The sequence below is a fragment of the Vibrio alfacsensis genome, assembly GCF_019670485.1.
GTDB lineage: Bacteria > Pseudomonadota > Gammaproteobacteria > Enterobacterales > Vibrionaceae > Vibrio > Vibrio alfacsensis.
In genome coordinates, this window is sequence record NZ_AP024165.1 from 2,952,028 (window position 1) to 2,969,582 (window position 17,555).

A 17,555-nucleotide genomic window follows, 5' to 3' on the forward strand; every position below is an offset into this window, starting at 1 on the left:
AAGGCCTCAAGCGCTGAAGTAACAACAATTTGAGTATGCTTATTCGTTTGGTTCCGTCAGCATAGTAAGGGAGATTGGAAACCCAATCACTGCACCTTGGATCAATAAAGAAATGATGATTAAGCTCTTTAATCAAATCTCTCAAGCACTGAGTTTAGTCATAATGTTGTTGTGATCAAGGATGGTATACAGATAACGTTGCCGAGAAATTTAACAAGATGAGTATTAGCAAGCTCCCCCCAATTCACCGGAGCTAAAACCAATAGAGTAAGCATGGCATTAGTTACGAACGCACAAGCGTTTACGGAGTACAAGGATATTATAGAGAAGGTGTGGAGTGCATGGCTTTGCTTCTTGGAAAGCACCGATATAGTAACAACGGTGTACAGAGAGTGAATTACCCTAATCAGTCAATTTTTCAGATTAGTATCATCAGATTAAGTTTGCTTTGCTCCAAATGCAAAAAAGCCCATTCTTTCGAATGGGCTTTTTCTAAAATTAAAGCCTGGCGATGTCCTACTCTCACATGGGGAAGCCCCACACTACCATCGGCGCTATTTCGTTTCACTTCTGAGTTCGGAATGGAAATCAGGTGGGTCCAAAATGCTATGGTCGCCAAACAAATTCTGTCTTTTTACTTTCGCTTTTTCGAAAAAAGGGAAAACAAAAAGTTTGGAAAGCTGTTTTTGTGTTCTCTACACAATCAAGTCTGTTCTTGCTTTGAGTCCATCAAAACCCTTTGGGTGTTGTATGGTTAAGCCTCACGGGCAATTAGTATCAGTTAGCTCAATGCCTCACAGCACTTACACACCTGACCTATCAACGTCGTAGTCTCCGACAACCCTTTAGGATACTTAAAGTATCAGGGAGAACTCATCTCAAGGCTCGCTTCCCGCTTAGATGCTTTCAGCGGTTATCGATTCCGAACTTAGCTACCGGGCAATGCGTCTGGCGACACAACCCGAACACCAGAGGTTCGTCCACTCCGGTCCTCTCGTACTAGGAGCAGCCCCTTTCAATTCTCCAACGCCCACGGCAGATAGGGACCGAACTGTCTCACGACGTTCTAAACCCAGCTCGCGTACCACTTTAAATGGCGAACAGCCATACCCTTGGGACCGACTTCAGCCCCAGGATGTGATGAGCCGACATCGAGGTGCCAAACACCGCCGTCGATATGAACTCTTGGGCGGTATCAGCCTGTTATCCCCGGAGTACCTTTTATCCGTTGAGCGATGGCCCTTCCATTCAGAACCACCGGATCACTATGACCTGCTTTCGCACCTGCTCGAATTGTCATTCTCGCAGTCAAGCGGGCTTATGCCATTGCACTAACCTCACGATGTCCAACCGTGATTAGCCCACCTTCGTGCTCCTCCGTTACTCTTTGGGAGGAGACCGCCCCAGTCAAACTACCCACCAGGCACTGTCCGCAACCCCGATAAGGGGTCGACGTTAGAACATCAACACTACAAGGGTGGTATTTCAAGGACGGCTCCACAGATACTAGCGTACCTGCTTCAAAGCCTCCCACCTATCCTACACATGTAGGGTCAATGTTCAGTGCCAAGCTGTAGTAAAGGTTCACGGGGTCTTTCCGTCTAGCCGCGGGTACACTGCATCTTCACAGCGATTTCAATTTCACTGAGTCTCGGGTGGAGACAGCGTGGCCATCATTACGCCATTCGTGCAGGTCGGAACTTACCCGACAAGGAATTTCGCTACCTTAGGACCGTTATAGTTACGGCCGCCGTTTACCGGGGCTTCGATCAAGAGCTTCGACCGAAGTCTAACCCCATCAATTAACCTTCCGGCACCGGGCAGGCGTCACACCGTATACGTCATCTTACGATTTTGCACAGTGCTGTGTTTTTAATAAACAGTTGCAGCCACCTGGTATCTGCGACTCTCGTCAGCTCCATCCGCAAGGGACTTCACCATCAAGAGCGTACCTTCTCCCGAAGTTACGGTACCATTTTGCCTAGTTCCTTCACCCGAGTTCTCTCAAGCGCCTTGGTATTCTCTACCCGACCACCTGTGTCGGTTTGGGGTACGATTCCTTACAATCTGAAGCTTAGAGGCTTTTCCTGGAAGCATGGCATCAATGACTTCACTACCGTAGTAGCTCGACGTCGTGTCTCAGCCTTAAAAAGAGCCGGATTTACCTAACTCTTAAGCCTACGCACTTGAACCTGGACAACCGTCGCCAGGCCCACCTAGCCTTCTCCGTCCCCCCATCGCAATTGTAAGAAGTACGGGAATATTAACCCGTTTCCCATCGACTACGCCTTTCGGCCTCGCCTTAGGGGTCGACTTACCCTGCCCCGATTAACGTTGGACAGGAACCCTTGGTCTTCCGGCGAGGAGGTTTTTCACCCCCTTTATCGTTACTCATGTCAGCATTCGCACTTCTGATACCTCCAGCATGCTTTACAACACACCTTCAACGGCTTACAGAACGCTCCCCTACCCAATGAAGTAAACTTCATTGCCGCAGCTTCGGTTTATTACTTAGCCCCGTTACATCTTCCGCGCAGGCCGACTCGACCAGTGAGCTATTACGCTTTCTTTAAATGATGGCTGCTTCTAAGCCAACATCCTGGCTGTCTGAGCCTTCCCACATCGTTTCCCACTTAGTAATAATTTGGGACCTTAGCTGGCGGTCTGGGTTGTTTCCCTCTCCACGACGGACGTTAGCACCCGCCGTGTGTCTCCCGGATAGTACTTACTGGTATTCGGAGTTTGCAAAGGGTTGGTAAGTCGGGATGACCCCCTAGCCTTAACAGTGCTCTACCCCCAGTAGTATTCGTCCGAGGCGCTACCTAAATAGCTTTCGGGGAGAACCAGCTATCTCCAGGTTTGATTGGCCTTTCACCCCTAGCCACAAGTCATCCGCTAATTTTTCAACATTAGTCGGTTCGGTCCTCCAATTGATGTTACTCAATCTTCAACCTGCCCATGGCTAGATCACCTGGTTTCGGGTCTATATCCAGAGACTGAACGCCCAGTTAAGACTCGGTTTCCCTACGGCTCCCCTAGATGGTTAACCTTGCCACTGAATATAAGTCGCTGACCCATTATACAAAAGGTACGCAGTCACAGGACGCAATGCCTGCTCCTACTGCTTGTACGTACACGGTTTCAGGTTCTATTTCACTCCCCTCACAGGGGTTCTTTTCGCCTTTCCCTCACGGTACTGGTTCACTATCGGTCAGTCAGTAGTATTTAGCCTTGGAGGATGGTCCCCCCATATTCAGACAGGATATCACGTGTCCCGCCCTACTCGATTTCACTGAATGTGCGTTGTCAACTACGGGGCTATCACCCTGTATCGCCGGACTTTCCAGACCGTTCGTCTAACGCATATAAAGCTTAAGGGCTAGTCCAATTTCGCTCGCCGCTACTTTCGGAATCTCGGTTGATTTCTTTTCCTCGGGGTACTTAGATGTTTCAGTTCCCCCGGTTCGCCTCATTAACCTATGAATTCAGTTAATGATACTAGCTTATGCTAGTGGGTTTCCCCATTCAGAAATCCCAGACTCAAATGGTTGTTACTACCTAATCTGGGCTTATCGCAAGTTACTACGTCTTTCATCGCCTCTGACTGCCAAGGCATCCACCGTGTACGCTTAGTCACTTAACCATACAACCCCAAAGAGTTTCAGAAGAAATCTTGAGTTTGTTGTTTAAACAACCAAAGTTGCTATCTCATTATTTGAATGAGCGAGATAGCTTTCGATTTTGCCGGACTCAAATATATTTTGCTTTCGCAAAACCCAAGAACACTTGAATGTGTTTTTGTGTATTCATCGAAATGAATACTTTGAGAACTTTACAAACAAACGCTTATCTATTTAAGACAAGATTTGTTTTGTCAGCTTTCCAAATTGTTAAAGAGCTATGTTTCTTCACAAGGAAGTACATTTTCTAAAGACTTTCAGAGTCGATAATTCCAACCACATCCGTTTTACTGAAGTGGTTTGGACTTTCCTATCCAAAAATACTTAGAGAATGGTGGGCGATACCGGGCTCGAACCAGTGACCCCCTGCTTGTAAGGCAGGTGCTCTCCCAACTGAGCTAATCGCCCACATAAGTTTCCCTTTGCCTTCACTTTCTAAAAGTGAAAATAAAGAGCCATGCTTCGTGGAGAAGAATGGTGGGTCGTGCAGGATTCGAACCTGCGACCAATTGATTAAAAGTCAACTGCTCTACCAACTGAGCTAACGACCCAATGGTATCCCGTAGGGGAGTCGAACCCCTGTTACCGCCGTGAAAGGGCGGTGTCCTAGGCCTCTAGACGAACGGGACACTGGATTGAAGATATTGGGATATCTTCGTCTCTTTTACTTTATAAACCGTATCAATCTGTGTGGACACTCATCGTGAGTAATCATCGTATAAGGAGGTGATCCAGCGCCAGGTTCCCCTAGCGCTACCTTGTTACGACTTCACCCCAGTCATGAACCACAAAGTGGTAAGCGTCCTCCCGAAGGTTAAACTACCTACTTCTTTTGCAGCCCACTCCCATGGTGTGACGGGCGGTGTGTACAAGGCCCGGGAACGTATTCACCGTGGCATTCTGATCCACGATTACTAGCGATTCCGACTTCATGGAGTCGAGTTGCAGACTCCAATCCGGACTACGACGCACTTTTTGGGATTCGCTCACTTTCGCAAGTTGGCTGCCCTCTGTATGCGCCATTGTAGCACGTGTGTAGCCCTACTCGTAAGGGCCATGATGACTTGACGTCGTCCCCACCTTCCTCCGGTTTATCACCGGCAGTCTCCCTGGAGTTCCCGACATTACTCGCTGGCAAACAAGGATAAGGGTTGCGCTCGTTGCGGGACTTAACCCAACATTTCACAACACGAGCTGACGACAGCCATGCAGCACCTGTCTCAGAGTTCCCGAAGGCACACCTGTATCTCTACTGGCTTCTCTGGATGTCAAGAGTAGGTAAGGTTCTTCGCGTTGCATCGAATTAAACCACATGCTCCACCGCTTGTGCGGGCCCCCGTCAATTCATTTGAGTTTTAATCTTGCGACCGTACTCCCCAGGCGGTCTACTTAACGCGTTAGCTCCGAAAGCCACGGCTCAAGGCCACAACCTCCAAGTAGACATCGTTTACGGCGTGGACTACCAGGGTATCTAATCCTGTTTGCTCCCCACGCTTTCGCATCTGAGTGTCAGTATCTGTCCAGGGGGCCGCCTTCGCCACCGGTATTCCTTCAGATCTCTACGCATTTCACCGCTACACCTGAAATTCTACCCCCCTCTACAGTACTCTAGTCTGCCAGTTTCAAATGCAATTCCGAGGTTGAGCCCCGGGCTTTCACATCTGACTTAACAAACCACCTGCATGCGCTTTACGCCCAGTAATTCCGATTAACGCTCGCACCCTCCGTATTACCGCGGCTGCTGGCACGGAGTTAGCCGGTGCTTCTTCTGTAGGTAACGTCAAATCCATACGCTATTAACGCATGAACCTTCCTCCCTACTGAAAGTGCTTTACAACCCGAAGGCCTTCTTCACACACGCGGCATGGCTGCATCAGGCTTGCGCCCATTGTGCAATATTCCCCACTGCTGCCTCCCGTAGGAGTCTGGACCGTGTCTCAGTTCCAGTGTGGCTGATCATCCTCTCAGACCAGCTAGGGATCGTCGCCTTGGTGAGCCCTTACCTCACCAACTAGCTAATCCCACCTAGGCATATCCTGACGCGAGAGGCCCGAAGGTCCCCCTCTTTGGCCCGTAGGCATCATGCGGTATTAGCCATCGTTTCCAATGGTTATCCCCCACATCAGGGCAATTTCCTAGGCATTACTCACCCGTCCGCCGCTCGCCGCCCAACAAATCCTCCGAAGATTCAATGTTGTCGCTGCCGCTCGACTTGCATGTGTTAGGCCTGCCGCCAGCGTTCAATCTGAGCCATGATCAAACTCTTCAATTTAAGATTTTGTTCGGCTCAATGAATACTGACTTCAAAACTGCTCTTACTCGAAAGTAAGAAGTAATTTTAAAGCTATTATCGTTCCAACAGAACGATAATGAATTGACTGTGCCAAGTCTTTCGACTCGTTTGGTCACTCAGTTCATTGAAACCTAATTTGAAACCGAAGTTTCTAATTGGATTATCATCAACGAGTGCCCACACAGATTGATAGGTCTATATTGTTAAAGAGCTTGGCTTTCAGTGCCTTAGCACTTAAGCGAGGTGCGTATAATACGCTTTTCACTTTGAAAGTCAACATAAAACTCTAAAAAAATTCAGAACTTTATGGTGACTTGCTTAAATATTAAGCAAGTGCAAAATTAAAGCCTGGCGATGTCCTACTCTCACATGGGGAAACCCCACACTACCATCGGCGCTATTTCGTTTCACTTCTGAGTTCGGAATGGAAATCAGGTGGGTCCAAAATGCTATGGTCGCCAAGCAAATTCTTTAATCTGGAAAGCTGTTTCTGTGTTCTCTACACAATCAAGTCTGTTCTTGCTTTGAGTCCATCAAAACCCTTTGGGTGTTGTATGGTTAAGCCTCACGGGCAATTAGTATCAGTTAGCTCAATGCCTCACAGCACTTACACACCTGACCTATCAACGTCGTAGTCTCCGACAACCCTTTAGGATACTTAAAGTATCAGGGAGAACTCATCTCAAGGCTCGCTTCCCGCTTAGATGCTTTCAGCGGTTATCGATTCCGAACTTAGCTACCGGGCAATGCGTCTGGCGACACAACCCGAACACCAGAGGTTCGTCCACTCCGGTCCTCTCGTACTAGGAGCAGCCCCTTTCAATTCTCCAACGCCCACGGCAGATAGGGACCGAACTGTCTCACGACGTTCTAAACCCAGCTCGCGTACCACTTTAAATGGCGAACAGCCATACCCTTGGGACCGACTTCAGCCCCAGGATGTGATGAGCCGACATCGAGGTGCCAAACACCGCCGTCGATATGAACTCTTGGGCGGTATCAGCCTGTTATCCCCGGAGTACCTTTTATCCGTTGAGCGATGGCCCTTCCATTCAGAACCACCGGATCACTATGACCTGCTTTCGCACCTGCTCGAATTGTCATTCTCGCAGTCAAGCGGGCTTATGCCATTGCACTAACCTCACGATGTCCAACCGTGATTAGCCCACCTTCGTGCTCCTCCGTTACTCTTTGGGAGGAGACCGCCCCAGTCAAACTACCCACCAGGCACTGTCCGCAACCCCGATAAGGGGTCGACGTTAGAACATCAACACTACAAGGGTGGTATTTCAAGGACGGCTCCACAGATACTAGCGTACCTGCTTCAAAGCCTCCCACCTATCCTACACATGTAGGGTCAATGTTCAGTGCCAAGCTGTAGTAAAGGTTCACGGGGTCTTTCCGTCTAGCCGCGGGTACACTGCATCTTCACAGCGATTTCAATTTCACTGAGTCTCGGGTGGAGACAGCGTGGCCATCATTACGCCATTCGTGCAGGTCGGAACTTACCCGACAAGGAATTTCGCTACCTTAGGACCGTTATAGTTACGGCCGCCGTTTACCGGGGCTTCGATCAAGAGCTTCGACCGAAGTCTAACCCCATCAATTAACCTTCCGGCACCGGGCAGGCGTCACACCGTATACGTCATCTTACGATTTTGCACAGTGCTGTGTTTTTAATAAACAGTTGCAGCCACCTGGTATCTGCGACTCTCGTCAGCTCCATCCGCAAGGGACTTCACCATCAAGAGCGTACCTTCTCCCGAAGTTACGGTACCATTTTGCCTAGTTCCTTCACCCGAGTTCTCTCAAGCGCCTTGGTATTCTCTACCCGACCACCTGTGTCGGTTTGGGGTACGATTCCTTACAATCTGAAGCTTAGAGGCTTTTCCTGGAAGCATGGCATCAATGACTTCACTACCGTAGTAGCTCGACGTCGTGTCTCAGCCTTAGAAAGAGCCGGATTTACCTAACTCTTAAGCCTACGCACTTGAACCTGGACAACCGTCGCCAGGCCCACCTAGCCTTCTCCGTCCCCCCATCGCAATTGTAAGAAGTACGGGAATATTAACCCGTTTCCCATCGACTACGCCTTTCGGCCTCGCCTTAGGGGTCGACTTACCCTGCCCCGATTAACGTTGGACAGGAACCCTTGGTCTTCCGGCGAGGAGGTTTTTCACCCCCTTTATCGTTACTCATGTCAGCATTCGCACTTCTGATACCTCCAGCATGCTTTACAACACACCTTCAACGGCTTACAGAACGCTCCCCTACCCAATGAAGTAAACTTCATTGCCGCAGCTTCGGTTTATTACTTAGCCCCGTTACATCTTCCGCGCAGGCCGACTCGACCAGTGAGCTATTACGCTTTCTTTAAATGATGGCTGCTTCTAAGCCAACATCCTGGCTGTCTGAGCCTTCCCACATCGTTTCCCACTTAGTAATAATTTGGGACCTTAGCTGGCGGTCTGGGTTGTTTCCCTCTCCACGACGGACGTTAGCACCCGCCGTGTGTCTCCCGGATAGTACTTACTGGTATTCGGAGTTTGCAAAGGGTTGGTAAGTCGGGATGACCCCCTAGCCTTAACAGTGCTCTACCCCCAGTAGTATTCGTCCGAGGCGCTACCTAAATAGCTTTCGGGGAGAACCAGCTATCTCCAGGTTTGATTGGCCTTTCACCCCTAGCCACAAGTCATCCGCTAATTTTTCAACATTAGTCGGTTCGGTCCTCCAATTGATGTTACTCAATCTTCAACCTGCCCATGGCTAGATCACCTGGTTTCGGGTCTATATCCAGAGACTGAACGCCCAGTTAAGACTCGGTTTCCCTACGGCTCCCCTAGATGGTTAACCTTGCCACTGAATATAAGTCGCTGACCCATTATACAAAAGGTACGCAGTCACAGGACGCAATGCCTGCTCCTACTGCTTGTACGTACACGGTTTCAGGTTCTATTTCACTCCCCTCACAGGGGTTCTTTTCGCCTTTCCCTCACGGTACTGGTTCACTATCGGTCAGTCAGTAGTATTTAGCCTTGGAGGATGGTCCCCCCATATTCAGACAGGATATCACGTGTCCCGCCCTACTCGATTTCACTGAATGTGCGTTGTCGACTACGGGGCTATCACCCTGTATCGCCGGACTTTCCAGACCGTTCGTCTAACGCATATAAAGCTTAAGGGCTAGTCCAATTTCGCTCGCCGCTACTTTCGGAATCTCGGTTGATTTCTTTTCCTCGGGGTACTTAGATGTTTCAGTTCCCCCGGTTCGCCTCATTAACCTATGAATTCAGTTAATGATACTAGCTTATGCTAGTGGGTTTCCCCATTCAGAAATCCCAGACTCAAATGGTTGTTACTACCTAATCTGGGCTTATCGCAAGTTACTACGTCTTTCATCGCCTCTGACTGCCAAGGCATCCACCGTGTACGCTTAGTCACTTAACCATACAACCCCAAAGAGTTTCAGAAGAAATCTTGAGTTTGTTGTTTAAACAACCAAAGTTGCTATCTCATTATTTGAATGAGCGAGATAGCTATCGATTTTGCCGGACTCAAATATGTTTTGCTTTCGCAAAACCCAAGAACACTTGAATGTGTTTTTGTGTATTCATCGAAATGAATACTTTGAGAACTTTACAAACAAACGCTTATCTATTTAAGACAAGATTTGTTTTGTCAGCTTTCCAAATTGTTAAAGAGCTAGATTCATTAAGAACCATTTTTAAAAACTCTCGTAAGAGTGCTTAAAGATGGTGGAGCTATGCGGGATCGAACCGCAGACCTCCTGCGTGCAAGGCAGGCGCTCTCCCAGCTGAGCTATAGCCCCATCTAGGTGTCGATACTGCATACCAATTCCTAAAAGGAAGTGGTGGGTCTGAGTGGACTCGAACCACCGACCTCTCGCTTATCAGGCGAACGCTCTAACCACCTGAGCTACAGACCCAGTATCGTCTCTTTTACTTATAAACCGTATCAATCTGTGTGGACACTCATCGTGAGTAATCATCGTATAAGGAGGTGATCCAGCGCCAGGTTCCCCTAGCGCTACCTTGTTACGACTTCACCCCAGTCATGAACCACAAAGTGGTAAGCGTCCTCCCGAAGGTTAAACTACCTACTTCTTTTGCAGCCCACTCCCATGGTGTGACGGGCGGTGTGTACAAGGCCCGGGAACGTATTCACCGTGGCATTCTGATCCACGATTACTAGCGATTCCGACTTCATGGAGTCGAGTTGCAGACTCCAATCCGGACTACGACGCACTTTTTGGGATTCGCTCACTTTCGCAAGTTGGCTGCCCTCTGTATGCGCCATTGTAGCACGTGTGTAGCCCTACTCGTAAGGGCCATGATGACTTGACGTCGTCCCCACCTTCCTCCGGTTTATCACCGGCAGTCTCCCTGGAGTTCCCGACATTACTCGCTGGCAAACAAGGATAAGGGTTGCGCTCGTTGCGGGACTTAACCCAACATTTCACAACACGAGCTGACGACAGCCATGCAGCACCTGTCTCAGAGTTCCCGAAGGCACACCTGTATCTCTACTGGCTTCTCTGGATGTCAAGAGTAGGTAAGGTTCTTCGCGTTGCATCGAATTAAACCACATGCTCCACCGCTTGTGCGGGCCCCCGTCAATTCATTTGAGTTTTAATCTTGCGACCGTACTCCCCAGGCGGTCTACTTAACGCGTTAGCTCCGAAAGCCACGGCTCAAGGCCACAACCTCCAAGTAGACATCGTTTACGGCGTGGACTACCAGGGTATCTAATCCTGTTTGCTCCCCACGCTTTCGCATCTGAGTGTCAGTATCTGTCCAGGGGGCCGCCTTCGCCACCGGTATTCCTTCAGATCTCTACGCATTTCACCGCTACACCTGAAATTCTACCCCCCTCTACAGTACTCTAGTCTGCCAGTTTCAAATGCAATTCCGAGGTTGAGCCCCGGGCTTTCACATCTGACTTAACAAACCACCTGCATGCGCTTTACGCCCAGTAATTCCGATTAACGCTCGCACCCTCCGTATTACCGCGGCTGCTGGCACGGAGTTAGCCGGTGCTTCTTCTGTAGGTAACGTCAAATCCATACGCTATTAACGCATGAACCTTCCTCCCTACTGAAAGTGCTTTACAACCCGAAGGCCTTCTTCACACACGCGGCATGGCTGCATCAGGCTTGCGCCCATTGTGCAATATTCCCCACTGCTGCCTCCCGTAGGAGTCTGGACCGTGTCTCAGTTCCAGTGTGGCTGATCATCCTCTCAGACCAGCTAGGGATCGTCGCCTTGGTGAGCCCTTACCTCACCAACTAGCTAATCCCACCTAGGCATATCCTGACGCGAGAGGCCCGAAGGTCCCCCTCTTTGGCCCGTAGGCATCATGCGGTATTAGCCATCGTTTCCAATGGTTATCCCCCACATCAGGGCAATTTCCTAGGCATTACTCACCCGTCCGCCGCTCGCCGCCCAACAAATCCTCCGAAGATTCAATGTTGTCGCTGCCGCTCGACTTGCATGTGTTAGGCCTGCCGCCAGCGTTCAATCTGAGCCATGATCAAACTCTTCAATTTAAGATTTTGTTCGGCTCAATGAATACTGACTTCAAAACTGCTCTTACTCGAAAGTAAGAAGTAATTTTAAAGCTATTATCGTTCCAACAGAACGATAATGAATTGACTGTGCCAAGTCTTTCGACTCGTTTGGTCACTCAGTTCATTGAAACCTAATTTGAAACCGAAGTTTCTAATTGGATTATCATCAACGAGTGCCCACACAGATTGATAGGTCTATATTGTTAAAGAGCTTGGCTTTCAGTGCCTTAGCACTTAAGCGAGGTGCGTATAATACGCTTTTCACTTTGAAAGTCAACATAAAACTCTAAAAAAATTCAGAACTTTATGGTGACTTGCTTAAATATTAAGCAAGTGCAAAATTAAAGCCTGGCGATGTCCTACTCTCACATGGGGAAGCCCCACACTACCATCGGCGCTATTTCGTTTCACTTCTGAGTTCGGAATGGAAATCAGGTGGGTCCAAAATGCTATGGTCGCCAAGCAAATTCTTTAATCTGGAAAGCTGTTTCTGTGTTCTCTACACAATCAAGTCTGTTCTTGCTTTGAGTCCATCAAAACCCTTTGGGTGTTGTATGGTTAAGCCTCACGGGCAATTAGTATCAGTTAGCTCAATGCCTCACAGCACTTACACACCTGACCTATCAACGTCGTAGTCTCCGACAACCCTTTAGGATACTTAAAGTATCAGGGAGAACTCATCTCAAGGCTCGCTTCCCGCTTAGATGCTTTCAGCGGTTATCGATTCCGAACTTAGCTACCGGGCAATGCGTCTGGCGACACAACCCGAACACCAGAGGTTCGTCCACTCCGGTCCTCTCGTACTAGGAGCAGCCCCTTTCAATTCTCCAACGCCCACGGCAGATAGGGACCGAACTGTCTCACGACGTTCTAAACCCAGCTCGCGTACCACTTTAAATGGCGAACAGCCATACCCTTGGGACCGACTTCAGCCCCAGGATGTGATGAGCCGACATCGAGGTGCCAAACACCGCCGTCGATATGAACTCTTGGGCGGTATCAGCCTGTTATCCCCGGAGTACCTTTTATCCGTTGAGCGATGGCCCTTCCATTCAGAACCACCGGATCACTATGACCTGCTTTCGCACCTGCTCGAATTGTCATTCTCGCAGTCAAGCGGGCTTATGCCATTGCACTAACCTCACGATGTCCAACCGTGATTAGCCCACCTTCGTGCTCCTCCGTTACTCTTTGGGAGGAGACCGCCCCAGTCAAACTACCCACCAGGCACTGTCCGCAACCCCGATAAGGGGTCGACGTTAGAACATCAACACTACAAGGGTGGTATTTCAAGGACGGCTCCACAGATACTAGCGTACCTGCTTCAAAGCCTCCCACCTATCCTACACATGTAGGGTCAATGTTCAGTGCCAAGCTGTAGTAAAGGTTCACGGGGTCTTTCCGTCTAGCCGCGGGTACACTGCATCTTCACAGCGATTTCAATTTCACTGAGTCTCGGGTGGAGACAGCGTGGCCATCATTACGCCATTCGTGCAGGTCGGAACTTACCCGACAAGGAATTTCGCTACCTTAGGACCGTTATAGTTACGGCCGCCGTTTACCGGGGCTTCGATCAAGAGCTTCGACCGAAGTCTAACCCCATCAATTAACCTTCCGGCACCGGGCAGGCGTCACACCGTATACGTCATCTTACGATTTTGCACAGTGCTGTGTTTTTAATAAACAGTTGCAGCCACCTGGTATCTGCGACTCTCGTCAGCTCCATCCGCAAGGGACTTCACCATCAAGAGCGTACCTTCTCCCGAAGTTACGGTACCATTTTGCCTAGTTCCTTCACCCGAGTTCTCTCAAGCGCCTTGGTATTCTCTACCCGACCACCTGTGTCGGTTTGGGGTACGATTCCTTACAATCTGAAGCTTAGAGGCTTTTCCTGGAAGCATGGCATCAATGACTTCACTACCGTAGTAGCTCGACGTCGTGTCTCAGCCTTAAAAAGAGCCGGATTTACCTAACTCTTAAGCCTACGCACTTGAACCTGGACAACCGTCGCCAGGCCCACCTAGCCTTCTCCGTCCCCCCATCGCAATTGTAAGAAGTACGGGAATATTAACCCGTTTCCCATCGACTACGCCTTTCGGCCTCGCCTTAGGGGTCGACTTACCCTGCCCCGATTAACGTTGGACAGGAACCCTTGGTCTTCCGGCGAGGAGGTTTTTCACCCCCTTTATCGTTACTCATGTCAGCATTCGCACTTCTGATACCTCCAGCATGCTTTACAACACACCTTCAACGGCTTACAGAACGCTCCCCTACCCAATGAAGTAAACTTCATTGCCGCAGCTTCGGTTTATTACTTAGCCCCGTTACATCTTCCGCGCAGGCCGACTCGACCAGTGAGCTATTACGCTTTCTTTAAATGATGGCTGCTTCTAAGCCAACATCCTGGCTGTCTGAGCCTTCCCACATCGTTTCCCACTTAGTAATAATTTGGGACCTTAGCTGGCGGTCTGGGTTGTTTCCCTCTCCACGACGGACGTTAGCACCCGCCGTGTGTCTCCCGGATAGTACTTACTGGTATTCGGAGTTTGCAAAGGGTTGGTAAGTCGGGATGACCCCCTAGCCTTAACAGTGCTCTACCCCCAGTAGTATTCGTCCGAGGCGCTACCTAAATAGCTTTCGGGGAGAACCAGCTATCTCCAGGTTTGATTGGCCTTTCACCCCTAGCCACAAGTCATCCGCTAATTTTTCAACATTAGTCGGTTCGGTCCTCCAATTGATGTTACTCAATCTTCAACCTGCCCATGGCTAGATCACCTGGTTTCGGGTCTATATCCAGAGACTGAACGCCCAGTTAAGACTCGGTTTCCCTACGGCTCCCCTAGATGGTTAACCTTGCCACTGAATATAAGTCGCTGACCCATTATACAAAAGGTACGCAGTCACAGGACGCAATGCCTGCTCCTACTGCTTGTACGTACACGGTTTCAGGTTCTATTTCACTCCCCTCACAGGGGTTCTTTTCGCCTTTCCCTCACGGTACTGGTTCACTATCGGTCAGTCAGTAGTATTTAGCCTTGGAGGATGGTCCCCCCATATTCAGACAGGATATCACGTGTCCCGCCCTACTCGATTTCACTGAATGTGCGTTGTCGACTACGGGGCTATCACCCTGTATCGCCGGACTTTCCAGACCGTTCGTCTAACGCATATAAAGCTTAAGGGCTAGTCCAATTTCGCTCGCCGCTACTTTCGGAATCTCGGTTGATTTCTTTTCCTCGGGGTACTTAGATGTTTCAGTTCCCCCGGTTCGCCTCATTAACCTATGAATTCAGTTAATGATACTAGCTTATGCTAGTGGGTTTCCCCATTCAGAAATCCCAGACTCAAATGGTTGTTACTACCTAATCTGGGCTTATCGCAAGTTACTACGTCTTTCATCGCCTCTGACTGCCAAGGCATCCACCGTGTACGCTTAGTCACTTAACCATACAACCCCAAAGAGTTTCAGAAGAAATCTTGAGTTTGTTGTTTAAACAACCAAAGTTGCTATCTCATTATTTGAATGAGCGAGATAGCTATCGATTTTGCCGGACTCAAATATGTTTTGCTTTCGCAAAACCCAAGAACACTTGAATGTGTTTTTGTGTATTCATCGAAATGAATACTTTGAGAACTTTACAAACAAATGCTTATCTATTTAAGACAAGATTTGTTTTGTCAGCTTTCCAAATTGTTAAAGAGCTAATCACTTCTCATGAAGTAACCATTTTTAAAAACACTCTGCTTTCTATTAAAAGAAAGTGTGCTTAAAGATGGTATCCCGTAGGGGAGTCGAACCCCTGTTACCGCCGTGAAAGGGCGGTGTCCTAGGCCTCTAGACGAACGGGACACTGGATTGAAGATATTGGGATATCTTCGTCTCTTTTACTTATAAACCGTATCAATCTGTGTGGACACTCATCGTGAGTAATCATCGTATAAGGAGGTGATCCAGCGCCAGGTTCCCCTAGCGCTACCTTGTTACGACTTCACCCCAGTCATGAACCACAAAGTGGTAAGCGTCCTCCCCGAAAGGTTAAACTACCTACTTCTTTTGCAGCCCACTCCCATGGTGTGACGGGCGGTGTGTACAAGGCCCGGGAACGTATTCACCGTGGCATTCTGATCCACGATTACTAGCGATTCCGACTTCATGGAGTCGAGTTGCAGACTCCAATCCGGACTACGACGCACTTTTTGGGATTCGCTCACTTTCGCAAGTTGGCTGCCCTCTGTATGCGCCATTGTAGCACGTGTGTAGCCCTACTCGTAAGGGCCATGATGACTTGACGTCGTCCCCACCTTCCTCCGGTTTATCACCGGCAGTCTCCCTGGAGTTCCCGACATTACTCGCTGGCAAACAAGGATAAGGGTTGCGCTCGTTGCGGGACTTAACCCAACATTTCACAACACGAGCTGACGACAGCCATGCAGCACCTGTCTCAGAGTTCCCGAAGGCACACCTGTATCTCTACTGGCTTCTCTGGATGTCAAGAGTAGGTAAGGTTCTTCGCGTTGCATCGAATTAAACCACATGCTCCACCGCTTGTGCGGGCCCCCGTCAATTCATTTGAGTTTTAATCTTGCGACCGTACTCCCCAGGCGGTCTACTTAACGCGTTAGCTCCGAAAGCCACGGCTCAAGGCCACAACCTCCAAGTAGACATCGTTTACGGCGTGGACTACCAGGGTATCTAATCCTGTTTGCTCCCCACGCTTTCGCATCTGAGTGTCAGTATCTGTCCAGGGGGCCGCCTTCGCCACCGGTATTCCTTCAGATCTCTACGCATTTCACCGCTACACCTGAAATTCTACCCCCCTCTACAGTACTCTAGTCTGCCAGTTTCAAATGCAATTCCGAGGTTGAGCCCCGGGCTTTCACATCTGACTTAACAAACCACCTGCATGCGCTTTACGCCCAGTAATTCCGATTAACGCTCGCACCCTCCGTATTACCGCGGCTGCTGGCACGGAGTTAGCCGGTGCTTCTTCTGTAGGTAACGTCAAATCCATACGCTATTAACGCATGAACCTTCCTCCCTACTGAAAGTGCTTTACAACCCGAAGGCCTTCTTCACACACGCGGCATGGCTGCATCAGGCTTGCGCCCATTGTGCAATATTCCCCACTGCTGCCTCCCGTAGGAGTCTGGACCGTGTCTCAGTTCCAGTGTGGCTGATCATCCTCTCAGACCAGCTAGGGATCGTCGCCTTGGTGAGCCCTTACCTCACCAACTAGCTAATCCCACCTAGGCATATCCTGACGCGAGAGGCCCGAAGGTCCCCCTCTTTGGCCCGTAGGCATCATGCGGTATTAGCCATCGTTTCCAATGGTTATCCCCCACATCAGGGCAATTTCCTAGGCATTACTCACCCGTCCGCCGCTCGCCGCCCAACAAATCCTCCGAAGATTCAATGTTGTCGCTGCCGCTCGACTTGCATGTGTTAGGCCTGCCGCCAGCGTTCAATCTGAGCCATGATCAAACTCTTCAATTTAAGATTTTGTTCGGCTCAATGAATACTGACTTCAAAACTGCTCTTACTCGAAAGTAAGAAGTAATTTTAAAGCTATTATCGCTCCAACAGAACGATAATGAATTGACTGTGCCAAGTCTTTCGACTCGTTTGGTCACTCAGTTCATTGAAACCTAATTTGAAACCGAAGTTTCTAATTGGATTATCATCAACGAGTGCCCACACAGATTGATAGGTCTATATTGTTAAAGAGCTTTCTAACTAACTTGCCGCTTCAGCGTCTCGTCGCTAGGGGTGCGTATAATACGCTTTCCAATTTGAGAGTCAAGCGTTTTTCAAACTTCTTTTTCTCTCTTGCCAACTCGCTGTGTGACTTTCGTCTCACTCCGTGTCGGTGGATGCGCAGTATAGGGAACTGAGAAATTAGCACAAGCATTTTTTGCAAAAAAAAACTCAACCGCACAAATAATAAACACCATGTGTATTTGTTCAGCAATTTCCTCCATTTTTTCGTACCCACTC

6 tRNA genes and 9 rRNA genes are annotated in these 17,555 nt (G+C 49.1%); all 15 read right to left on the reverse strand.

Going from position 1 to position 17,555, the window contains the following annotated elements:
• Positions 1-503: 503 nt before the first annotated feature.
• The 15 genes from rrf (VA249_RS13640) to VA249_RS13710 all read right to left on the reverse strand — a co-directional run bounded on the left by rrf (VA249_RS13640) (position 504) and on the right by VA249_RS13710 (position 17,054).
• A 5S ribosomal RNA gene (rrf, locus tag VA249_RS13640) occupies positions 504-620 on the reverse strand.
• Between the two features lie 130 nt (positions 621-750).
• A 23S ribosomal RNA gene (locus VA249_RS13645) occupies positions 751-3,643 on the reverse strand.
• A gap of 369 nt (positions 3,644-4,012) precedes the next feature.
• Positions 4,013-4,088: transfer RNA gene (locus tag VA249_RS13650), tRNA-Val, on the reverse strand.
• A gap of 67 nt (positions 4,089-4,155) precedes the next feature.
• Positions 4,156-4,231, reverse strand: a tRNA-Lys gene (locus VA249_RS13655).
• A gap of 2 nt (positions 4,232-4,233) precedes the next feature.
• Positions 4,234-4,309: transfer RNA gene (locus tag VA249_RS13660), tRNA-Glu, on the reverse strand.
• A gap of 90 nt (positions 4,310-4,399) precedes the next feature.
• Positions 4,400-5,952 (reverse strand): 16S ribosomal RNA (locus VA249_RS13665).
• Positions 5,953-6,319: 367 nt separating this feature from the next.
• Positions 6,320-6,436, reverse strand: a 5S ribosomal RNA gene (gene rrf, locus VA249_RS13670).
• 91 nt (positions 6,437-6,527) lie between these two features.
• Positions 6,528-9,420, reverse strand: a 23S ribosomal RNA gene (locus tag VA249_RS13675).
• Positions 9,421-9,726: 306 nt separating this feature from the next.
• Positions 9,727-9,802, reverse strand: a tRNA-Ala gene (locus VA249_RS13680).
• Between the two features lie 40 nt (positions 9,803-9,842).
• Positions 9,843-9,919, reverse strand: a tRNA-Ile gene (locus tag VA249_RS13685).
• Positions 9,920-9,986: 67 nt separating this feature from the next.
• Positions 9,987-11,539: ribosomal RNA gene (locus tag VA249_RS13690) — 16S ribosomal RNA — on the reverse strand.
• Between the two features lie 367 nt (positions 11,540-11,906).
• Positions 11,907-12,023, reverse strand: a 5S ribosomal RNA gene (gene rrf, locus VA249_RS13695).
• Between the two features lie 91 nt (positions 12,024-12,114).
• Positions 12,115-15,007, reverse strand: a 23S ribosomal RNA gene (locus VA249_RS13700).
• Between the two features lie 327 nt (positions 15,008-15,334).
• A tRNA-Glu gene (locus VA249_RS13705) sits at positions 15,335-15,410 on the reverse strand.
• Positions 15,411-15,499: 89 nt separating this feature from the next.
• Positions 15,500-17,054, reverse strand: a 16S ribosomal RNA gene (locus tag VA249_RS13710).
• Together the 16S, 23S and 5S rRNA genes with 6 tRNA genes alongside form the textbook arrangement of a ribosomal RNA operon.
• Between the last annotated feature and the right edge of the window lie 501 nt (positions 17,055-17,555).